We start from the raw sequence: 22,081 nt of genomic DNA on the forward strand, positions 1-22,081 counted from the left end.
GCAGTCGCTCTCGCAAGGCCGCTGCACGTTTATGCGCGACATGTCTTTGACCGGAAGTACACGATGAGCCGTTTCTGGAGTCCCCTTGTTCAATCCCTGACACCTTACGTGGCGGGCGAACAGCCTGTCATTGAGGGGCTGGTGAAGCTCAACACCAATGAGAACCCTTACGGCCCGTCGCCGCGTGCCTTGGCGGCAATCTCGCAAGCCGTCAACGACACGCTGCGGCTCTATCCCGAGCCGACCGGCCTGAAACTGCGCCAGGCGATTGCCTCGAGCCATGATCTCGATCCCGGCGAAGTCTTTGTCGGCAATGGCTCGGACGAGGTTCTGGCCCATACGTTTCAGGCGCTCCTGAAGCACGACCTGCCCCTGCTCTATCCCGATATCACCTACAGCTTTTACCCGACTTATTGCGGTCTCTACGGCATCGATTTCCGCGAGATCCCGCTGGACGAGAAGATGCAGGTGCGCATCGAGGACTACCGCCAGCCCTGCGGCGCGATCATCCTGCCGAACCCGAATGCGCCGACCGGCTCGGCGTTGCCGCTTGCGGCGATTGAGGCGCTGGTACAGGAACATCCGGATCAGGTCGTCGTCATTGATGAAGCCTATGTGGATTTCGGCGGCCAGAGTGCCATTCCGCTTGTGCGGAAATATCCGAACCTGCTCGTCATCCAGACCTTCTCCAAATCGCGCGGCCTTGCCGGCCTGCGCGTCGGTTTCGCCGTCGGCCAGCGGCCGCTGATCGATGCGCTGGAACGGGTCAAGGACAGCTTCAATTCCTATCCGCTGGACAGGCTGACTCAGGCCGGTGCCGTGGCCTCCTGGGAGGATCAGGACTGGTTCGAGAAACATTGCGCGCTGATCGTCGCTAGCCGCGAGCGGTTGACCGCGGCCCTCGGCGAACTCGGCTTCGAGGTTCTGCCCTCCTCCGCCAATTTCGTCTTCGTTCGCCACAGCACCCGCGGCGGCGCCGAACTGGCTGCGGAGCTGCGCAAGCGTGCGGTGCTGGTCAGGAATTTCCGGGGGCAGCGCATCCAGGATTTCCTGCGCATCACCATCGGCACCGATGCCGAATGCGACACGCTCCTTGACGCATTGAAACAGATACTGGCCTGAGTTCGAACTCAGGCCAGTTCAGGCTTAGACGGTCACGATCTCGCGGCGGAAGATTTCCCAGCTCTCCTTGTCCGGCGTAATCAGCAACCCGCCGGTCACATGATGCGGCAGATAGGCCGAACCGTCGAAGCGGGCGGCATAGGCGCCGGCTTCCTGGCAGATCAGCGTGCCCGCCAGGTGATCCCAGGGCATCAGCTTGTTGTACATCAGGTAATGCACATGCCCGCCGGCAAAGGTGCGGTATTCATGTGCCGCGCAGCGGTAGTTGGTGAGGAAGCGAACCTTGGCGAGATTGCCAAGGATTTCGGCGCGCTTTTCCTGCGGCAGATAGCCGGTGGAAGCCATGCCGACCATCTGGTCGAGCGCGACAGGTTCTGCCACTCGCAGCCGCTGCGCCTCGCCATCCGGCCGGCGCAGCCAGGCGCCGCCGCCCTTCTCAGCCATAACCCAGTCGTCGCCCATCGGATCATAGATGATGCCGGCAACCGTCTCGCCCTTGGAGACGACCGATGCCATGACGCCGAACGCTGGAATCCCGGAAGCAAAGTTGAAGGTGCCGTCGACGGGATCGACGACGATGGCGAGATCGGCACCTTCGAGCTTGTCCAGAAGCGCTTCGTCAGCGGCAACCGATTCCTCACCGATGAACAATGCCTCCGGCCAGAGGCGCGCGGCCTCGGCTTTCATCATCCTTTCGGCCTGCTCATCGGCCTCGGTCACGAGGTCGGTCGCTTCCGTCTTGGCGCGCACATCGCTGCTGCCCAGTCGGCGAAAGCGCGGCAGGATCTCGGCTTTCGCTGCCTGCCGCAGGAGATCGGCAAGCTTCATCGTATCTATGGCAGTCGTCATGGCGGTTCCTTTCGGTTTATCGGTAGCCGACGATCTCGTTTCGGATCATCTGCCAGCTTTCCTTATCGGGAGCAGAGATGATGCCGCCGGAAATCTCGCCGGGCCTGTAGGGCGTTCCGTCGAATTTGGCGGTATGGCCGCCGGCTTCCTGATGGGTCAGCACGCCGGCCAGATGATCCCAGGGCATCAGCTTGGGGTGGCCGATGAAATGCAGCTTGCCCGAGGACACCATCCAATATTCGTAAGCCGAGCAATTGAACGCGAAGGTCATCTTAACCTTCGCCATATTGCCGGCAACGCGCGAACGATCCGGCTCTGCCATATGGCTGCAGGCCATGGCGCCGATCATGAGGCCCAGTTCCAGAGGTTCCGCGACCTTGAGGCGGACGGGCTCGCAATTGCGTCTCTGCTGGAAGGCGCCGGCGCCCTTGAGGGAAACGACCGTGTCGCCGAGCACCGGATCGTGAATGATGCCGGCAACCGTTTCTCCCCTTACCGTCACGGCAAGGATCGTACCGAAAACCGGCATGCCGGCCGCAAAATTGAACGTGCCGTCGACGGGATCGATGACGAAGGCAAGGTCGGCATCGGCAAGCGCCGGCACGACCGAGCGATCCGCCTCATAGGCTTCCTCGCCGACAATGAGTGCCGAGGGAAAACGCTCGCGGATTGCTGCCGTAAGGTAAGCTTCGGAGCGCAGGTCGGCTTGCGTTACGAGATCGACGGAAGACGTCTTTTCGGAAACATTGGCCGCAGCCGCATTGCGGAAGCGCGGCATGATCTCTTCTTCGGCGACATGCCTGAGGCAATCACCGAGGAACTCTATGTCTTTGTCTGAGAAAATCATTTTGGACTCGTTGCATGGAACTGCTGAGGCTCATAGCAAGTCCATTATGACGTTTGGGTGACGGCCAGCGCAGAAAAGTCGAAAAGTTTCGGATCGAGCAGGTGTGACGGGTTCACGTGCGCGAGCGCACGCAGCATCGTGTCCTTGCGGCCGGGCATGCGGCGCTCGATATCGGCGAGCATATCCTTCATCGCATTGCGCTGGAGACCATCCTGAGAGCCGCAGAGATCGCAGGGAATGATCGGAAACTGCATGGCAGCGGCAAACTTGGCCATGTCGTCCTCGGCGCAATAGGCGAGCGGCCTGAGCACCATCAGATTGCCTTCGTCGTTCAGAAGCTTCGCCGGCATCGCGGCCATCCGTCCACCGTGGAAGAAATTCATGAAAAAGGTTTCGAGAATGTCTTCCCGATGATGGCCGAGCACCAGCGCGTCGCAGCCTTCTTCCTTGGCAATCCGGTAGAGGTTCCCGCGGCGCAGGCGCGAGCAGAGCGAACAGTAGGTCGCTCCCTCCGGTACCTTCTCCTTCACGATCGAATAGGTGTCGCGATATTCGATGCGATGTTTGACGCCGATCTTTGAAAGGTATTCCGGCAGCACATGTTTCGGGAAATTCGGCTGGCCCTGATCGAGGTTGCAGGCGATCAGCTCCACCGGCAGCAGACCACGCCATTGCAGGTCGAGCAGCAGCGCCAGCAGGCCATAGGAATCCTTGCCGCCGGATATGCCGATCAGCCAGCGTTTCTGGCCCTTCAGCATGTCGAAATCATCGAAGGCCTGGCGCACCTGCCGCAGCAGGCGCTTGCGCAGCTTGTTGAAGGAGACCGAGTGGGGCGCGTCGGCAAACAGCGTATGGCCGATGCCGGCTTCAGCCGCTTCCAGATCGTCGGCAATATTGGCTGCGATATTCATCTTGCTACCTGTCTGATGTGCCTGCCCTGCTTAGCAGAAAGCCGCCGGCCAACACAGCCTCAATCGCCGAAAACGGACCAGCCCGTACGCGCCGCCAGCATCTCCAGCGCCACGGCGCCAAGCTGCGAATTGCCGACCTTGTTAAGCCCCGGCGACCAGACCGCGATCGAGGCGATACCGGGCGCCACCGCAAAGATGCCGCCGCCGACCCCGCTCTTGCCCGGCAGGCCGACATGATAGGCGAAGTCGCCCGATCCGTCGTAATGGCCGCAGGTCAGCATCAGCGCATTGATGCGCCGCGCCCGCTTCGGCGACACGACCGAATGGCCGGTCAGCGGATTGCCGCCGCGTGCCGCAAGGAACATGCCGGCGCGGGCCAGCTGCTCGCAGGTCATCGAGAGCGCACACTGGTGGAAATAGACGCCGAGCACATGATCGACGGGGTGATCGAGATTGCGGTAGGAGCGCATGAAATTGGCGAGCGCGAAATTACGATAGCCGGTCGCCGTCTCCGAGCGTGCCACCTTGTCGTCGATGGTGATGGATTCGTCGTCGGCGAGGTAACGCACGAAGCGCAGCAACTCGCCGATCGCCTCGCGCGGCGCATGGCCGGCCATGACGACATCGCTGACGGCGATCGCGCCGGCATTGATGAAGGGATTGCGCGGGATGCCGTGCTCATGCTCGAGCTGGACGATGGAATTGAAGGCTGAGCCCGAAGGCTCGCGGCCGACCCGTTTCCACAGCCCCTCGCCCACCTTGCCGAGCGCCAGCGTCAGCATGAAGACCTTGGAAATGCTCTGGATGGAAAAGGCGACATCGGCATGGCCGACGCTGTAGACCTTGCCGTCGACGGTGATGATCGACATGCCGAACTGGTTCGGATCGACCTTGGCAAGTTCGGGAATATAATCCGCGACCTTGCCCTCGCCGATACGGGGCGTCAGCTCCTTGTAGATGCTGTCGAGGACTGCCTGCAAATCCACCATCTTCCCTCCGGATACGAAAAAGCCGCCCCGAGAGGCGGCTTTTCCAGAATGCGAAAACGCCTCTCGCTGATTAGCGAGAATAGAATTCGACGACCAGATGCGGTTCCATGACAACCGGGTACGGAACGTCGGCAAGCGTCGGAACGCGTGCGAAAGTGGCAACCATCTTGTTGTGGTCGACTTCGACGTAGTCAGGAACGTCGCGCTCTGCGAGCGAAACCGATTCCAGAACCGTAACGAGCTGCTTGGAGCGCTCACGAACTTCGATGACGTCGCCGACCTTGCAACGGTAAGAACCGATGTTGACGCGGACGCCGTTGACCGTAACGTGGCCATGGTTGACGAACTGACGGGCAGCAAAGACCGTCGGAACGAACTTGGCGCGGTAGACGATCGCGTCGAGGCGGGACTCCAGAAGACCGATCAGGTTTTCCGAGGTGTCGCCCTTGCGGCGGTCAGCTTCAGCGAAGATCGCGCGGAACTGCTTCTCGCGCAGGTCACCGTAGTAACCCTTCAGCTTCTGCTTGGCGCGCAGCTGCACGCCGAAGTCGGAAAGCTTGCCCTTGCGGCGCTGGCCGTGCTGGCCCGGGCCGTATTCGCGGCGGTTCACCGGGGACTTCGGACGGCCCCAGATGTTTTCGCCCATACGGCGGTCGATCTTGTACTTGGACGATTCGCGCTTGCTCATCGTATTTCCTTTCAAAGTGTTAGGACGGTTTGTTGCCAAACCGCACGAAGGAAACACGCCCTCCTTTGATCCCGTTTCCGGGAGCCGACAGGATCTTTCCATTACGCGAACGGATCTGATCCACGGGACATGTCAAATGAAACACCGGACATTGCTGCCCGGTGCTGGCGCGGTCTTTAGGGATAAGTCACAGGATTGTCAAACAGAATCTGCCACGGCGAGGCCGTTATCGCCGGTTCGCTCAAGGGAACCTGCGAGCTTGCGCAGCAGAGCGGCAAGCGCGCGGCGCTCGCTTTCCTCAAGCCCGCCGAGATGGGCGAGTTCCCGCTTCATATCTTCGCGGAAGGCGGCTTCTGCGCGTTCGATGCCCTCATCGGTCAGCGCCACCTCGAAGCTGCGCTTGTCCTGGGCAGAGCGCTCCCGCCGGATCAGCCCCGATTTCTCCAGCCTGTCCAGCCGATGCGTCAGCCCGCCCGACGAGATCAGCAGAAGGCTGTAGAGCTCGGTCGGCGTCATCCTGTAGGGCGGCCCTGCCCTGCGAATCGTCGCAATCACGTCGAACTCGCCCCGGTCGAGATCGAATTCGGCGAATGTCGCCTCGATGGAGGGCCGCACCAGATTGGAGAGCCGGTAGATGCGCCCGAGGATGCTCATGGGCGTCGTGTCGAGATCGGGCAACTCCTTTGCCCAGAGGGTGCGTAGGCGATCGACGTGATCTTCCGTTTCCATCATGGCTCCAAACTATCTTGACGAGAAGATAAATTGGGTGAAGTATCTTCTCGAGAAGATAAATTCATAGCGAAGTCCGTAGCGTGATCCAAGGAGGAAATCATGTTCCATGTCATACCGCGTGAAATCCAGCAGCAATTCGCCAACCGGACCATTCGCTTCGAGGGCCGGGATTTCGGCGCCCCGGTCTCGATCTTCCTGATCGACAACGAGCCTGGCCAGGGCCCGGACCTGCATGTTCATCCCTATACGGAAATGTGGATCGTGCGCTCCGGCAAGGCGCGTTTCACCGTTGGCGAAGAGACGCTGGAGCCCAATCCCGGCGATATAGTCATCGTGAATGCGGAGACGCCCCACTGCTTCAAGAATGTGGGAACGACGCGGCTGGAGCTCACCTGCATCCATGCCAGCCCCGAGATCATCCAGAGCTGGGTCTGATGCTTATTCTGCGGCGCTCTTCAGGGCCTCGGTGTCAGGCGCATCGGCCGAACCCGGCGCGGTCTCGGCCTGCAGGTCCGGGAAGGCGACGATGCGTTTGCCGGTAAAGTCCGTGTGGACGACGATAAGCCCCTGTTCTTCGAAATAGCCAAGCAGCCGGCGCGCGCGCCGGGCCGAATGCGTGCCATAAGCGCGGGCAATGCGGGCATCGGACGGGCAGGCCTCGCCGCCGATCGCGGCCTTCGCCATCATCAGGAACACACCCTGAAGATCGTCGGTGACGCCATTGGAGAGCGAAAGCGCCGTCGCCCAGGCCTCCCCTGCTGCCATGTCGGGATCGACGCCGGAGCGGGAAACCGCCACGCGCCGCCGGAAATCCTGCAAGGACATTGGGGCTCCCGGAACACGGCGCATGCGCAGCCGCACCAGGAATTCCTGATAGAGGACTGCATCCGTGCGGAAACCGGAGCCCGGATCGTCGAGGATCTCGGAGAGCACGCCGGAAAGCCGCTCCTCGCGCTCTTCGGCCGACAGTTCCGGCTGGGCCACACGCGGCTCGGCGGCCTGCATGGAGCTGGTGGCCGGCGTCGAGCGCGAGAGCTCGGCCAGGATATCGGTGGTCGGGCGCGGCGCCGGTGGAGCACGCCGTACGATCGGCCGCTGGAACTCTTCCGGATCCGGCGTGAAGATCAGGTCTTCGACATCTTGTGGCGAATCCGGCAGCGGCATCAGCTTCGGGCTGGAAGAACGCGCCGATGTCTCGACATTGCCGATCTGGATCGGCAGCGGCCGACGCGACAGCGCCGGTCCAAGGGCGACGAAATGACCGCGCTTCAGATCTCGGAACATTTCCGCCTGACGGCGGTCCATGCCGAGCAGATCAGCGGCGCGCGCCATGTCGATATCGAGGAAGGTGCGGCCCATCAGGAAGTTCGAGGCTTCGGCCGCGACGTTCTTTGCAAGCTTGGCGAGACGCTGCGTGGCGATGACGCCGGCAAGCCCGCGTTTACGTCCGCGGCACATCAGGTTGGTCATGGCGCCGAGCGACGCCTTGCGCGCATCTTCCGAGACATCGCCGCCGACCGAGGGCGCAAACATCTGCGCTTCGTCGACAACGACAAGAACCGGATACCAATATTCGCGATCGGCATCGAACATGCCGTTGAGGAAGGCCGCGGCTGCCCGCATCTGCTGCTCGATATCGAGCCCTTCCAGCGTTAGCACGCAGGAAACGCGGTGCTGGCGGATGCGGTTGGCAATGCCGGCAAGCTCGGCCTCGGTGCGCTCGCCATCGACGACGACATGGCCGAACCGGTCGGACAGCGTGACGAAATCACCTTCGGGATCGATGATGACCTGCTGTACCCATTGGGCCGACTGTTCCAGCAGGCGGCGCAGCAGATGCGATTTGCCGGAGCCGGAATTGCCCTGCACGAGCAGACGCGTCGCCAGCAATTCCTCGATATCGAGCGTCGCCGGGTTGCCGGACGCCATTCCCATATCGATGCCAACCTGCACGCCCAATTCCCCTTACAAATTCCAGCCCCCGTCTCTAGCAGATTCGCAGGCGCTGTTGTCGTCAAACCTTTAAAAACCCACAGGGAAAGTCAGGCCTGGAAAGACGCCCTACACCGCCTCGCGCTCGACGAGATCGCCCGCCATGTCGTTTTGCGTCGGAATCAGCAAACGGGTGCAGAGCAGGCTGACAAAGAGCGGCACCAGCAGGACCGCGAGCCCGACCCGCAAGCCCAGGAGTTCGCCGAGAAAACCGATGATCGGCGGCCCGATGAGAAAACCGCTGAGCGCCGCGAAGGAGAGTATGGCAACGCTTGAAGCAGGTGGTCGGTCGGTCAGCGAAGCGACGGCCGTCACCGCAAGCGGAAATCCGACCGAGACACCGACACCGACGGCTGCAAAGCCAAGCAGGGCAAGCGGCGTCGCCGGCGCAAGGAGAACGACGAGCATGCCGGCAAGCGAGGCGATGCCGCAGCCGCGGGCAATGGCAACCGCGCCGAAACGGCCCTTCATGTAATCACCGCTGAAGCGCCCCGCCGCAACCATGAAAGCGAAAACCGAATAACCAAGGCCGGTTTGCGCACCTTCGGCATTCATGACATCGCGGAGATAGACCGCCGACCAGTCGGCGATCGCACCTTCGGTCATCGTCACGCCGAAGACGAAGGCGCAGATCCCCAGCAGGGCAAGGCTTGGCGGCTTGAAGCCGGTCTTTGTCTGCGAATTCTCCGCATGGTGACTTTCAGGCAATTTCGGCAGGCGCAGGCTGGCCACCAACGCGATCGGCAGGACGATGATCGCCGTGATCAGGATCGACCAGTGCGGTGAAAGCCCGATGGCGATGGCGCCAACGCCGATCAGGCTGCCGGCCATGATGCCGAAGCTCCAGAAGCCATGGCAGCGGCTCATGATGATCAGCCCCGTCGCCTTCTCCGTCACATCCGCCTCGACATTCATGCCGAGTTCCACCGTGGAAAGCGCGACCCCGACGATCATCAGGGCAAGGAAAAGAAGCACGGCGCTGGGTGCGAAGGCCGGCAGCGAGACCACGGCAAGAAAGAAGATGAACCCATAGATGATCGCCATGCGCCCGCCGATGCGCGAGACGATCCGGCCGGCAAACGGGAGCGTGATCAGCGTACCAATAGGCAATCCCAGAAGGGCTACCGCGAGATCGGCAGTGCCAAGTTCAAGCTTCGCCTGGATATCGGGAATGCGCGGCAACCAGGCGCCAAAGGCGATCGGTTGCAGAAAGAAGATCAGCATCACAAGTCTTTGCAGCGGCACGGCGCATCCCTTTGCATCTTGAGCGGTAAACACCTGCTCGCGATTCCCCGCTGGGATCTTGCGTGATGAGACAGGGGAAATAAAGCGCGCAGTACCCTATCGCGTGCTCAGGCCGAAACCTTGCATCAGCCGCCGCGTGGCAAAATCCGGATTGCCCGAGGTGAAGACGGCAAAGTCGAAATTGTCAGGATGAACGGCGTCCGCAACATGCGGTACCAGCGTGCGAGCGCGCCGCGCAATGGCTTCCGCCGGATCCAACCAGTCCACCGGCCAAGGCGCCAGCCTGCGAAACATATTCGCCATGAAGGGATAATGCGTGCAGGCGAGCACGACGATGTCGGTCTTGCGCCCATCCTTCTCGACGAAACATTGGTCAATCTCGGTGAGCACTGCCTCGTCAGAAACGACGTCACCGCGGATATAGGCTTCAGCCATGCGCGCCAGGTTTTCCGAGCCGACCAGCCGCACATGGCATTGCTGCGCGAAGGACTGGATGAGGTCGCGTGTATAGGCGCGCCTGACCGTGCCGGGGGTCGCCAGCACCGAGACCAGCCCGGAGCGTGTGCGCTCGGCAGCAGGCTTTATCGCCGGCACAGTGCCGACGAATGTCATCTGCGGAAAGGCGGCGCGCAGGTCGGCGCCCACAAGCGTAAAAGCCGTATTGCAGGCAATGATGCAGACCTCGGGATCGTAATCTTCAAGGAGCTTGGCGAAGAGGCCGATAATCCGCTCCTTCAGCGCCTGCTCCTCCCATCCACCATAGGGAAAGCCGGCATCGTCGGCGATATAGATGAAGCCGCGCTCCGGCATCAGCACGCGCGCTTCGCGCAGCACGGTGAGCCCACCTATGCCTGAATCGAAGACGAGGACGGGTTTCAGCTCATTCGTCGGCGCTGTCATCGGCGGGCGCTTCCTTGCGGGATCTGGTGGAACCGCCCTTGCGCGGGCTATTGCGCGAGAAGCGGTCGAGAGAGGAGATGACGCCGCGCAGCACGCTGATTTCCTGCTCCGTGAAGGCCCGGCGGGAGAGAACTGCGCGCAGGTTGTCGACCATTTTCGGCTTTTTCGAGGGCGGATGGAAATAGTTGCGGGAATCGAGCGCCTCTTCCAGCTGGTCGAACAGGCCGAAGAGCTGTTCCTTGGTGGAGGGTCGCTGTTCAAGCGCCTGGAACGGCACCGCCTCCAGATCCTCCATGCCGGATTTCATCCATTCATAGGACATGAGCAGCACCGCCTGGGCGATGTTGAGCGATGCAAAGGCCGGATTGACCGGAAAAGTGACGATCTCGTCGGCAAGCGCCACTTCCTCATTGGTCAGTCCCCAGCGCTCGCGGCCGAACAGGATACCCGTCGCCTCGCCTGCCCTGAAGCGGCTGCGCAGGTTTCCGGCGGCAAAGACCGGTGAGCGCACCGGCTTGTAATTGTCACGGCTGCGCGCCGTCGTCGCATAGACGAAGTTGAGATCGGCGATCGCCTCTTCCAACGTAGCGAAAACCTTCGTGCCTTCGATGACGTGATCGGCCTTGGAGGCTGCGGCCTGCGCCTTCTCGTTCGGCCAGCCGTCGCGCGGATTGACGAGGCGAAGATCGGCAAGGCCGAAATTCGCCATGGCGCGTGCCACCATGCCGATATTCTCGCCCATCTGCGGCTCGACCAGAATGATAACAGGCCCTTCGGCCAAAAGTTGACGCTCGCTGTTGGTGCCCGCCATGGTGCTTATTTGTGCTTCCTATTCCTGATTTACGGGCGCAATAGCTTTGCCGGCCGCAAACGGCAAGTCCTGCGTCTCTGTCGGATAGAGCCGTTCGATGGTCGAGCCGATCATTTCGACGGCGAGCCGCGACCCTTCCTGCCACAGTGGCAGGTGACGGCTGACGTGCCGCATCTGCTTGCGGGTGACGAGGAAACACTCCGAGCCGCGCTGCGCAAATCTGTCCAGAAGGCCGATATCTGCGGTGATCCGCCCCTTGAGATCCTCGTCGACGGCATCGGCCGTATTGTTGCGGGCCAGAATGCGCGACCAATAGGTAACGGAGAGGAAAATCGCCAGCGTCTGGCGAATTTGTCCCGGCCTGGTGACAATGGACCAGGTCGAGCCGAGCGGGCGCGCCGAAAGCGTGATGTCGCGATAGCAGGCATCGACCTTCTGCGAGATGACGATGAGCTCCGGCTGGCTCTTCTTTTCCGATACGGCCAGGAGCAGCTCCTTCAGGGCGTTGAACCACTTGGCGACCGCCGTATCGAGTGTCCCGCGCGTGCGTGCCGGCAGGACGAGGAAGGCGACGAGCGTTCCCGCCACCGCGCCGATCAGCGTCTCCTCCAGTCGCAACTTGAGGAGATCGAAGGTGAGGACACCCATCATGCCATAGACCAGGCAGAGAACGATCGAGATGAAGAAGGTCATCGTCGCATAGGAAATCTGCAGGAAATAGAAGGCAAGGAAGACGCAGACGATTGAAACCGCGATGGCGATGGCCAGCTGGTGCGTCAGCAATGTCGCCAGCACCAGGCCGAAGGCGATGCCGAACAATGTACCGATTGAGCGCTGCAGCGCCTTGATAGCAGTATCGCCGCGCGAATTGGTATTGCTGAAAACGAGGAAGGACGCCAGCACCGCCCAGAACCAGCGTTCGCGTGAGAGCGCCAGCCCAAGCGTCATGGCGATTGCCGCCGCGAGCGTGATCTGCAGGGCCGAGCGCATCAGCGGATTCTTCAGCGAAAAATCGATCGGCGTTGATGGGCTGGCCTCCTCAATCGAGGCAATCTCGGCAAAGTCGGACCTGCGCCCGGCATCGATCGTCTCCGCAAGCTGCCGGCGTGCGGCACCCAACCATAGCAACGCCCGTGCCGTCTCGCCCTGCGGCTGGCCTTCCATGTCGGCGACCGCCTTCTCCTGAGCCGAGAGCACTGCCTTGTCATCCTCGATCACCGCATGGACGAGCACAAAGGATGGCGGGCTTTGATAGCTCAGCACGATGGCGCTTTCGGTCGCCAGATGCGCATCGAATAGCCGGATCGCCAGTTCAGCGGCCGGTGCCGAAGCGCCATCGAAAACGCCGCCCGGCGGGCGCGGAATGAAGCTCTCGGCCATCAGCACGACTTCCTTCAGCCGGTCCTCCAGCTGGCGCAGTTCCTGCCGATCGGCCTCATCGACCTTTCCATCCGCAGCAAGGGCAGCGAGCTTGAAGAGGATCTGGTTGATGCGGCCCCGCACGCTCTCGAGCGATCGCAGCAGGTCGCGCCGCCAGTTGTCGGGCAGAAGCACCGCCCTCACCCAATGGCTGACGAGCGCCGAGACAACAGGGCCGATCAGGACGACAGGCAATTCAGCGATCGTCGGGCGGAAGTAGGAGCCCATGAAATAGGAAGTGAAGGCAAACATCCCGATCGCAAAGCCGCGGGGGCCGTAGACGCGCGCGGATGATGCGAGGAAGATCACCACGAGGAAGATGAAATCCGAGAGAACGCGTTGCGACTCCAGCGCCGCCGCGATACCGACGACGACAAGGCTTGCAAGGCAGCCGAGCAGCCTGGTGATGAGCTGGCTCGCCGAGCCCTTGTCGCGTACCGCAACTCCGCCTTCGATCGACAGCACGATGCCGAGACCGTAGGACGCGATCGGCAACGGCACGATGAGCATGTGTATCGAAAGCAGGATCGCGAAGGAGAGCAGGATCGACAGAGTGACTCGTGACCCCATACGCAGGCGCGACAGCGCCGGGTCATTGGCAAGCAGCCAGTCTCGGAACTCAAAGCCGGAAATCACCCTTGCCAGTCCTCATGCGCGCGGGATGTGGCGAACCCGAGAGCGAGATACCGCCGCCTCGGCAAAAATCAAATCACACCAAAATGATGATGCCAAGAGTCATTAGTCGTCGTGTTCTCCGGAGTCGCCAGACGGTGACTTCTTTGGCAGTCATTCGCCATTAGCGATCTGCACCATGGCCTCCTTGAGCGAGATCGGTCCCTGCCCCTCTTCGCCCTGGATCATAATGTCGTCGATGACGGCCTTGCCGCTCTCCTCGATTACCTCGAAACGCACGGTCGTGAAGGCATCCTTCTTGGGTGCGCCTTCCATGCAGGTCGCCGCCTTGAATTTCACCGTCACTTCGGTCGTGCCGTTTGCCGGCTGGCCGCTTTCGATGGAGAGATCCTGCAGCGGACAGGCATCCTGACCGTTGACGATGACGTCATAGTCGAAGGGCGAAATGCCGTCCTCGTCGGCCGCAGGGTTTTGGGCTGCCGCCTTGTATTTGTCGCCGAAATCCTTGCTGTAGAGCCTGCCGAGCATTCCTTCGTCGAAAATATCGATCCAGTCGCTGTTCTCGCCCGCCCAGTTTTTCTTCGTATCATCAATGATCTCCTTGACCGGCCCAGTCGCATCGGCCGCAAGTGAAAGGCCGGGTGCAAAAGACAGGGCGGCAACGAGGCCGGCGAACAGAACGGCGATCTTCTTCATGGCAAAATGTCCGGGACTCGGGGGGCTTCTGCCGGCGAGACTAGCCATTTTCCAGTACTTGGCAATGGTGGCAAAAACGCTACGTCCCTGCCCGTTCTGCTTTGCGTTCCCGGCTCACAATGCTATAGCGCTCCGGACCCACATCACCCACCCGGGACAGCTGTCCCTTTCCTAAGCTTACGAGGCAGATACATGAAGAAGATCAAGGTCGCCAATCCCGTCGCCGATCTCGACGGCGATGAAATGACTCGCATCATTTGGCAGCTCATCAAGGACAAGCTGATCCATCCGTATCTCGACCTCGACATCGACTATTTCGACCTCTCGGTTGAAAACCGCGACGCCACCAACGACCAGGTCACGGTCGATGCCGCCAACGCCATCAAGAAGTACGGCGTCGGCATCAAGTGCGCGACCATCACGCCGGACGAAGCCCGCGTGAAGGAATTCAACCTCAAGGAAATGTGGAAGAGCCCGAACGGCACCATCCGCAACATCCTCGGCGGCGTCATCTTCCGCGAGCCGATCATCTGCCGCAACGTTCCCCGCCTCGTCCCCGGCTGGACGCAGCCGATCGTCGTCGGCCGTCACGCTTTCGGCGACCAGTACCGCGCCACCGACTTCAAGTTCCCCGGCAAGGGCAAGCTGACGATCAAGTTCGTCGGCGAAGATGGCACCGTCATCGAGAAGGAAGTCTTCAACGCACCGGGCGCCGGCGTTGCCATGGCCATGTACAACCTCGACGAGTCGATCCGCGAATTCGCCCGCGCCTCGATGATGTATGGCCTGATGCGCAAGTGGCCGGTCTACCTGTCGACCAAGAACACCATCCTCAAGGCCTATGACGGCCGCTTCAAGGACATCTTCGAAGAAGTCTTCGAGACCGAATTCAAGGATCAGTTCAAGGAAGCCGGCATCACCTACGAACACCGCCTGATCGACGACATGGTCGCTTCCGCTCTGAAGTGGTCCGGCGGCTACGTCTGGGCCTGCAAGAACTACGACGGCGACGTCCAGTCCGACACCGTTGCCCAGGGCTTCGGTTCGCTCGGCCTGATGACCTCGGTTCTGCTGACGCCTGATGGCAAGACGGTTGAAGCCGAAGCCGCTCACGGCACGGTCACCCGCCACTACCGTCAGCACCAGAAGGGCCAGGAAACCTCGACGAACTCGATCGCTTCGATCTTCGCCTGGACCCGTGGTCTCGCACACCGCGCCAAGCTGGACGACAATGCCGAACTCGCAAAGTTCGCCTCGACGCTGGAAAAGGTCTGCGTCGATACCGTCGAAGCCGGCTTCATGACCAAGGACCTGGCGCTGCTCATCGGCCCGGATCAGCCGTGGCTCTCCACGACGGCTTTCCTCGACAAGATCGACCAGAACCTGCAGGCCGCAATGGCCTGAGCCCTGTCAGCATAGAGATCGAAAACCCGGCCATTGTGCCGGGTTTTTTGTTGCTGCCACTGTGCTCATTGATGCTAAATTAGCAACACCTTTGAAAAGTAAGCCTCGCGTAAGTTGCAAAGCCTATTCAGAAACTCGCCTAGGCATGGAGGTTCTGATGGCCAAGAAGAGTTTTGTCCCCGAATTCCTGCAGCTTGTAAGGCTTCTCGCGCGCCGCGAGGGCCAGGATATGATTGTCTTTTACCTTGATCTTGCTTTGCTAGAGACCCAGACCCTGCACTACAATCAGCGCTGGCGATCCCTTTCCGGCCGGACCGCCGGCCCTGACGCAGCGCCGGCGACAGAGGTCATTTCCCGCGCGGCAGTGAAGGCGCCGCCTTCTCCAAGGGTTGAAATCTCCCGCGCCAGCGCTACGAAAGAAGCTTGGGAGAGAGGAAAGCAGGATGACCGAGGAAATCACCTTCTACACCAATCCGATGTCGCGCGGCCGGATAGCGCGGTGGATGCTGGAAGAAACCGGCATACCATATCATACCGAAGTCCTGACCTTCGGCGGGACGATGAAGGAACCGGACTATCTGTCCGTCAACCCGATGGGCAAGGTGCCGGCGATCCGTCATGGGAAGACGATCGTGACGGAATGCGCGGCGATCTGTGCGTATCTTGCGGACACGTTTCCGCAGGCAGGGTTGGGCCCGCAGGCGGATGAGCGAGCCGATTACTACCGCTGGATGTTCTTCGCCGCCGGGCCATTGGAAGCGTCCGTCACCTTGAAGGCGCTCGGCTTCGAAATTCCGCAGGAGCGGCTGCGCATGGCAGGTTGCGGTTCGTTCGGTGATGTCATGGGCACGCTGGAAAAGGCGGTTTCGGCCGCCTCCCCCTATATTGCCGGCAAGCGCTTTACCGCTGCCGATGTTTATGTCGGTTCGCATATCGGCTGGGGTCTTGCCTTCGGCAGCATCGAAAAGCGCCAGGCCTTCGTCGATTATTTCGGCCGGCTTTCCGAACGCGATGCCTATAAGCGGGCAACGGCGCTGGATGAAGAAGCGGCAAAGGCGATGCAGGCGGCCTGAAGCAATTCCAGCAAAAGTGCGTAGCGGTTTTGCGTCCGGAATGCGTACAGAAAAGAGCCGTTTACACCAGCGGCATGTAGATATCCGTCCGCAATTCGGTCGGCGCGACTTCGCGTGGATTGTTGAGATATTCCTCGAACATCACGCGATCCCGGATCTGCCGGCCGGACGCAGGCAGCCACTGGGCGTAGAGCCACTGATAGGCCTTGTACATATCGGCGTAGGGGCCCTTGTGGTGCAGCACGGCATAATCGCCGCCCTCCACCATGCGTCGCTCCAGTGGCGCATTGGCGGTCGTCTCCTCTCCTGCTGCGACACAGGCGACAGAGCGCAGCTTCTCGGGCTGCACGAGATCGGGATCGTCGAGATAGACGCCGATCATGCGCATCTCCGGCTTTGCGAGCCCGCGGGCATAAAGCGTGCCGAACAGCGTTTCGAAGGCCTTGCCGATCTCCATATAGGAGCCGGTATGGGGAACGCCGATGAGTTCGAGCTGCGGGATGGTTTTCAGCGTGACATCAAACATGGCTGGTGCCTTTCCGGTATCTGAGGGTTCGAAGACTGTGTGGCTTCCCTCTTTCCGGTAGCGTGCCGGCGGCATTCCATAGACCGATTTGAAGATGCGGTTGAAGGACTGGAGATTGGGATAGCCTGATCGCTTCGCAATCTCGCTGACATCAAGATCCGTGCGGACGATATCGCCCGCCGCGCGATGCAGCCGCAGCCGCTTGACGGTTGCCGCCAGCGTCTCGCCGTAAATCGCCCTGTAGATCCGGTGCCAGTGATAGCTCGACAGGCACGCGATTTCGGCCAGCCGCTCCATATCCAGATCCTCGTCGAGATGATCGTGGATATAGGCCGAGACCCGTCTCAGACGGTTCTCGTAGAGCGCCCATGCCGTTTCACCCACCATGTCAAACCCTTTGCAAATCGATCGGCTCACCAAAGCATAGCCCGATTTGACAAATCCTGCTGACTTGAACCTTAGAGCGCCGTGCTTCCGTTCGGACGCACAAAGGACGCTCTAACTCTTTGAATCTACGCACCAGGCTTTTCCGAAAATCGATTCATATTTTCGGAAAAGCCTGGTGCTGGGAGCGAATCCTGCGTAGACCGGAATTCCGGCTCGAACCCAAGAGGAAGACTGATGCCGGACTTTACTACATTGATACTCTTTGCCGCCGCAGCGTTGGTGCTCACTGCAACGCCCGGTCCCGATATGCTGCTGATTGCCTCGCGCAGTATCAGCCAGGGACGCACAGCCGGATTTCTGACCTATGCAGGCATTGCTCTCGGCACCTATTGTCACGCGCTCGCCGCAGCTTTCGGGCTCTCGCAGCTCCTCGTGGCCGTGCCCGTTGCCTACGAGGCGGTGCGTTGGGCCGGTTGCCTCTATCTGCTTTATCTCGCCTACAAGACGATCCGTTCCGAAAGCACCACCTTTGCGCCGGCCTCGACACTGAGGCGGCTGCCGGGACGGCGCATCTTCTTTGCCGGTCTTGCGACAAATCTGCTCAATCCGAAAATGGCACTCTTCGTCATCGCGCTCTTTCCGCAATTCGTGACTGCCGAGGGCGGTTCGATGGGTGTGCAGATTCTGGTACTCGCTAGCGTGCTGAACGGCATCGGCCTTGTCGTCAACGGCGCAGTCATCCTGCTCGGCAGTCAGATCCGCTCGCGTCTGGGCTCGATGCGCCGCTTCCCGAAGCTGCCGCAATATCTGCTGGCTGGCGTATTCACCGGCCTCGCCTGCCGCCTCGCATTGCAGACGAGAAACTGACCGCAGGGCGTGCCGGAAACAAAACCGGCTGCGAAATCGATGATCTCGCAGCCGGTTTGATTTTGACCTGTCGTCAGGCGAATGCTCAGCCTGCGAGTGCGGCCGCAACGGCCTCAAGCGCCTCGTCAGCCTTGGCACCATCTGGGCCGCCGGCCTGCGCCATGTCGGGACGGCCGCCGCCGCCCTTGCCGCCGAGAGCAGCAGAAGCGACGCGCACCAGATCGACAGCGCTGAAACGGCCGACGAGATCGGCCGTCACGGCCACGACGGCACTGGCCTTGCCATCGTCGGAAACACCGATCAGCGTCACGACGCCAGAGCCGATGCTTGCCTTGCCGTCATCAGCAAGCCCCTTGAGATCCTTCGGATCAACGCCGGCCACGGCCTTGCCGAGGAACTTGATGCCGGCGACCTCGCGCACGGCATCGGCAGACCCGCCCTGCCCGCCGCCCATGGCGAGCTTGCGCTTGGCATCGGCCAGTTCCTTTTCGAGCTTGCGGCGCTCATCCATCAGCGCCTCGACACGCGACAGCACTTCCGACGGCTGCACCTTCAGCGAGGCGGCCAGCGTCTTCACCCGATCGTCCTGTTCGGCGAGATATTCGCGGGCCGATTCACCGGTGACCGCTTCGATACGACGAACGCCGGCGCCGACGGCGCTTTCGCCGAGGATGCGCACGAGACCGATCTGGCCGGTTGCCGACACATGCGTGCCGCCACAGAGTTCGACCGAATAGGGCCTGTTGGCTTTGGCGCCATGCAGACCCGTCCCCATCGACACGACACGCACTTCATCGCCGTATTTTTCGCCGAAGAGCGCCATGGCGCCTTCTGCAATGGCATCGTCGACGCTCATCAGGCGGGTCGTGACCGGAGCATTCTGCAGCACGATCTGATTGGCCATCTCTTCGACGACCTTGAGTTCGTCAGCCGTCATCGGCTTCGGATGCGAAACGTCGAAGCGCAGGCGCTCGGGCGCGACCAGCGAACCCTTCTGGGCAACGTGCGTACCGAGCACTTCGCGCAGCGCCTCATGCAGGAGATGGGTTGCCGAGTGGTTGGCGCGCAGGCGCGAGCGGCGGGCGTGATCGACTGTCAGCGCGACAGGCTCGCCGGCCTTGACCACGCCTTCGATGACGGTGCCCAGATGCACGAACAGGCCTTCGCCCTTCTTCTGCGTATCCGAAATCTCGATCTTGCCGTGGTCGGAAGATATCACGCCGGTATCGCCCATCTGACCGCCGGACTCGCCGTAGAACGGTGTCTGGTTGACGACGATCTGCACCTTGTCGCCGGTCTTGGCTTCGGTCGCGACAGTACCGTCCTTGACGATCGCCTGCACGACGCCTTCGGCCGTCTCGGTGTCGTAACCGAGGAATTCGGTCGCGCCGTGCTTTTCCTTGAGTTCGAACCAGACGGTTTCGGTTGCCTTCTCGCCGGAACCTGCCCAGTGCGAGCGTGCCTCGGCCTTCTGGCGCTCCATCGCATCGGTGAAGCCCGAGATGTCGACGCCGATTTCGCGGGCGCGCAGCGCGTCCTGCGTCAGGTCGAGCGGGAAGCCGTAGGTGTCATAGAGCTTGAAGGCGGTCTCGCCATCGAGCATGTCGCCCTTGGAGAGATCGGCCGTTGCGTCCGACAGGAGCGACAGGCCGCGTTCCAGCGTCTTGCGGAAGCGGTTTTCCTCAAGCTTCAGCGTCTCGGAGATCAGCGCTTCTGCGCGCACCAGTTCCGGATAGGCGCGGCCCATCTCCTGCACCAGCGTCGGCAGCAGCCGGTACATCAGCGGCTCCTTGGCGCCGAGAAGCTGGGCATGGCGCATGGCGCGGCGCATGATACGGCGCAGCACATAGCCGCGGCCTTCATTCGACGGCAGCACGCCGTCGGCGATCAGGAAGGCGGACGAACGCAGGTGGTCGGCAATGACGCGGTGGCTGGCGCTGCCCTCGGCCTTGACGCCGACAGCGTCTTCGATCGTGCCGGTCAGCGTGCGGAACAGGTCTGTGTCGAAGACGCTCTGGACGCCCTGCAGAACGGCGGCCATACGCTCCAGGCCCATGCCGGTATCGATCGACGGGCGCGGCAGCGGGTTGCGAACGCCGGGCTCGGTTTGTTCGAACTGCATGAAGACGAGGTTCCAGAATTCCAGGAACCGGTCGCCATCTTCTTCCGGCGAACCGGGAGGGCCGCCCCAGACATTCTCGCCCTGGTCGATGAAGATTTCCGAGCACGGACCGCAGGGGCCGGTATCGCCCATCTGCCAGAAATTGTCAGAGGTCGGGATGCGGATGATCTTGTCGTCGGAGAAACCCGCGATCTTCTTCCAGAGCGTCGCAGCTTCCTCGTCCTCGGAATAGACGGTGACCAGCAGCCGGTTCTTCGGCAGGTCGAAGCCCTCGGTGACCAGCTTCCACGCAAGCTCGATCGCATTCTCCTTGAAATAATCGCCGAAGGAGAAGTTGCCGAGCATTTCGAAGAAGGTCAGGTGGCGTGCAGTATAGCCGACATTGTCGAGGTCGTTATGCTTGCCGCCGGCGCGCACGCATTTCTGCGAGGTCGTCGCCGTCGAATAGGGACGCTTTTCGAGACCGGTGAAGACATTCTTGAACTGCACCATGCCGGCATTGGTGAACATCAGCGTCGGGTCATTGCGCGGCACGAGCGGGCTCGATGGAACGATCTCGTGGCCGTTCTTCTTGAAGTAGTCGAGGAAGGTCGACCGGATATCGTTTACACCGCTCATTTCATGCCCTTCGATGCTGCCAGCAGGCAGGTAAAATTAAATCCATCGGCTTTTATCGTCCGACCTTGCCACTGTCCAGCAACAAACAAAACCGGCCGCATTCTCGTGAGGGAATGCGGCCGGTTCAAATTCGTTATGTGCTAGGCTGGATTACATGTCGCCATCGCCAGCATCATCGCCGGCATCCGGACCGCCATTCTGCAGGAAGCGGTCGGCGATCAGGCCGGCATTCTGGCGCAGCGCCGTTTCGATCTCGCGGGCGAGATCCGGATTGTCGCGCAGGAAGATCTTGGCGTTTTCGCGGCCCTGGCCGAGACGCTGGCTGTTATAGGAGAACCAGGCGCCCGACTTCTCGACGATGCCGGCCTTGACGCCGAGGTCGATCAGTTCGCCGGTCTTGGAAACGCCCTCGCCATACATGATGTCGAATTCGACCTGCTTGAAGGGAGGCGCCATCTTGTTCTTGACGACCTTGACGCGCGTCTGGTTGCCGATGACCTCTTCGCGTTCCTTGACCTGGCCGATACGGCGAATGTCGAGGCGGACGGAGGCATAGAACTTCAGCGCGTTGCCGCCTGTCGTCGTTTCCGGCGAACCGAACATGACGCCGATCTTCATGCGGATTTGGTTGATGAAGATCACCATCGTATTCGACTTGGAGATCGAAGCCGTCAGCTTGCGCAGCGCCTGGCTCATCAGGCGGGCCTGCATGCCCGGCAGGTTGTCGCCCATTTCGCCTTCGATTTCGGCGCGCGGCGTCAGCGCTGCCACGGAGTCGACGACGAGAACGTCGATCGCGCCGGAGCGCACCAGCGTATCGGTGATTTCGAGCGCCTGTTCGCCGGTGTCGGGCTGCGAGATCAGGAGGTTCTGCAGGTCGACGCCGAGCTTGCGGGCATAGACCGGATCGAGTGCATGTTCGGCATCGACGAAGGCGCAGATGCCGCCCTTCTTCTGCGCTTCGGCAATCGTCTGCAGGGCGAGCGTCGTCTTACCAGAGCTTTCCGGACCGTAGATCTCAATGATGCGACCCTTCGGCAGACCGCCGATGCCGAGGGCGATATCGAGGCTGAGCGAACCTGTGGAAACCGTTTCGATCTCGACGATGTTCTCGTTCGAGCCGAGTTTCATGATCGAGCCCTTGCCGAACGACCGCTCGATCTGTGAGAGTGCCGCTTCGAGCGCCTTGCTTTTGTCCACCGATTTGTCCTCTACGAGCCGCAATGAATTCTGAGACATTCGATCCACCT

20 protein-coding genes are annotated in these 22,081 nt (G+C 61.2%); 5 read left to right on the forward strand and 15 right to left on the reverse strand.

Annotated features, from left to right (window positions below):
* Nucleotides 1–63 precede the first annotated feature (63 nt).
* On the forward strand, nt 64–1,122 hold the full coding sequence (gene hisC / locus LVY75_19675; protein XAZ25369.1) for a histidinol-phosphate transaminase: 1,059 nt from the start codon (nt 64–66) through the stop codon (nt 1,120–1,122).
* Between the two features lie 24 nt (nt 1,123–1,146).
* Here the strand turns inward: hisC and LVY75_19680 are convergent, their stop codons facing one another.
* From LVY75_19680 to LVY75_19705, 6 genes are all read right to left on the reverse strand, one after another.
* Nucleotides 1,147–1,971, reverse strand: a complete 825-nt coding sequence (locus tag LVY75_19680; GenBank protein ID XAZ25370.1) for an inositol monophosphatase family protein — start codon at nt 1,969–1,971, stop codon at nt 1,147–1,149.
* A gap of 16 nt (nt 1,972–1,987) precedes the next feature.
* On the reverse strand, nt 1,988–2,818 hold the full coding sequence (locus LVY75_19685; protein XAZ25371.1) for an inositol monophosphatase: 831 nt from the start codon (nt 2,816–2,818) through the stop codon (nt 1,988–1,990).
* A gap of 44 nt (nt 2,819–2,862) precedes the next feature.
* Nucleotides 2,863–3,729: a tRNA 2-thiocytidine(32) synthetase TtcA gene (gene ttcA / locus LVY75_19690; GenBank protein ID XAZ25372.1), complete on the reverse strand. Its 867-nt coding sequence runs from the start codon at nt 3,727–3,729 to the stop codon at nt 2,863–2,865.
* Nucleotides 3,730–3,788: 59 nt separating this feature from the next.
* Nucleotides 3,789–4,718, reverse strand: coding sequence for a glutaminase (locus tag LVY75_19695; GenBank protein ID XAZ25373.1), 930 nt, complete (start codon nt 4,716–4,718; stop codon nt 3,789–3,791).
* A gap of 70 nt (nt 4,719–4,788) precedes the next feature.
* On the reverse strand, nt 4,789–5,406 hold the full coding sequence (rpsD, locus tag LVY75_19700; GenBank protein ID XAZ25374.1) for a 30S ribosomal protein S4: 618 nt from the start codon (nt 5,404–5,406) through the stop codon (nt 4,789–4,791).
* 198 nt (nt 5,407–5,604) lie between these two features.
* A complete protein-coding gene (locus LVY75_19705; GenBank protein ID XAZ25761.1) occupies nt 5,605–6,135 on the reverse strand; it encodes a MarR family transcriptional regulator in 531 nt (176 codons plus the stop codon).
* A 102-nt stretch (nt 6,136–6,237) separates the two neighbouring features.
* Between LVY75_19705 and LVY75_19710 the strand changes: the two genes are divergently transcribed.
* Nucleotides 6,238–6,573, forward strand: coding sequence for a cupin domain-containing protein (locus tag LVY75_19710; protein XAZ25375.1), 336 nt, complete (start codon nt 6,238–6,240; stop codon nt 6,571–6,573).
* A gap of 3 nt (nt 6,574–6,576) precedes the next feature.
* Here the strand turns inward: LVY75_19710 and LVY75_19715 are convergent, their stop codons facing one another.
* The 6 genes from LVY75_19715 to LVY75_19740 all read right to left on the reverse strand — a co-directional run bounded on the left by LVY75_19715 (nt 6,577) and on the right by LVY75_19740 (nt 13,834).
* The gene (locus tag LVY75_19715) at nt 6,577–8,091 is read right to left on the reverse strand and encodes an ATP-binding protein (GenBank protein ID XAZ25376.1); all 1,515 of its coding nucleotides are present in this window, start codon (nt 8,089–8,091) and stop codon (nt 6,577–6,579) included.
* 108 nt (nt 8,092–8,199) lie between these two features.
* On the reverse strand, nt 8,200–9,375 hold the full coding sequence (locus LVY75_19720; GenBank protein ID XAZ25377.1) for an MFS transporter: 1,176 nt from the start codon (nt 9,373–9,375) through the stop codon (nt 8,200–8,202).
* A 96-nt stretch (nt 9,376–9,471) separates the two neighbouring features.
* Entirely contained in the window at nt 9,472–10,275 is an 804-nt protein-coding gene (gene murI / locus LVY75_19725; protein ID XAZ25378.1) for a glutamate racemase, read from the reverse strand.
* A complete protein-coding gene (locus LVY75_19730; GenBank protein ID XAZ25379.1) occupies nt 10,256–11,086 on the reverse strand; it encodes an RNA methyltransferase in 831 nt (276 codons plus the stop codon). The genes murI and LVY75_19730 overlap by 20 nt, the downstream gene beginning before the upstream one ends.
* A gap of 18 nt (nt 11,087–11,104) precedes the next feature.
* Nucleotides 11,105–13,141, reverse strand: coding sequence for an FUSC family protein (locus tag LVY75_19735; GenBank protein XAZ25380.1), 2,037 nt, complete (start codon nt 13,139–13,141; stop codon nt 11,105–11,107).
* Nucleotides 13,142–13,291: 150 nt separating this feature from the next.
* Nucleotides 13,292–13,834: a hypothetical protein gene (locus LVY75_19740; protein ID XAZ25381.1), complete on the reverse strand. Its 543-nt coding sequence runs from the start codon at nt 13,832–13,834 to the stop codon at nt 13,292–13,294.
* Nucleotides 13,835–14,026: 192 nt separating this feature from the next.
* On the opposite strand from LVY75_19740, the gene LVY75_19745 reads away from it, so the two are divergent.
* On the forward strand, nt 14,027–15,238 hold the full coding sequence (locus tag LVY75_19745) for an NADP-dependent isocitrate dehydrogenase (GenBank protein ID XAZ25382.1): 1,212 nt from the start codon (nt 14,027–14,029) through the stop codon (nt 15,236–15,238).
* A 443-nt stretch (nt 15,239–15,681) separates the two neighbouring features.
* A complete protein-coding gene (locus LVY75_19750; GenBank protein XAZ25383.1) occupies nt 15,682–16,311 on the forward strand; it encodes a glutathione S-transferase family protein in 630 nt (209 codons plus the stop codon).
* 61 nt (nt 16,312–16,372) lie between these two features.
* Here LVY75_19750 and LVY75_19755 read toward each other — a convergent pair whose 3' ends face one another.
* Entirely contained in the window at nt 16,373–17,224 is an 852-nt protein-coding gene (locus LVY75_19755; protein ID XAZ25384.1) for an AraC family transcriptional regulator, read from the reverse strand.
* Between the two features lie 234 nt (nt 17,225–17,458).
* Between LVY75_19755 and LVY75_19760 the strand changes: the two genes are divergently transcribed.
* The gene (locus LVY75_19760; protein ID XAZ25385.1) at nt 17,459–18,091 is read left to right on the forward strand and encodes a LysE family translocator; all 633 of its coding nucleotides are present in this window, start codon (nt 17,459–17,461) and stop codon (nt 18,089–18,091) included.
* A gap of 85 nt (nt 18,092–18,176) precedes the next feature.
* On the opposite strand, the gene alaS is transcribed toward LVY75_19760, so the two are convergent.
* Nucleotides 18,177–20,831, reverse strand: a complete 2,655-nt coding sequence (gene alaS / locus LVY75_19765) for an alanine--tRNA ligase (GenBank protein XAZ25386.1) — start codon at nt 20,829–20,831, stop codon at nt 18,177–18,179.
* A gap of 150 nt (nt 20,832–20,981) precedes the next feature.
* A complete protein-coding gene (gene recA, locus LVY75_19770; protein XAZ25387.1) occupies nt 20,982–22,070 on the reverse strand; it encodes a recombinase RecA in 1,089 nt (362 codons plus the stop codon).
* Between the last annotated feature and the right edge of the window lie 11 nt (nt 22,071–22,081).

The sequence above is a fragment of the Sinorhizobium sp. B11 genome, assembly GCA_039725955.1.
Taxonomy (GTDB): Bacteria; Pseudomonadota; Alphaproteobacteria; order Rhizobiales; family Rhizobiaceae; genus Rhizobium.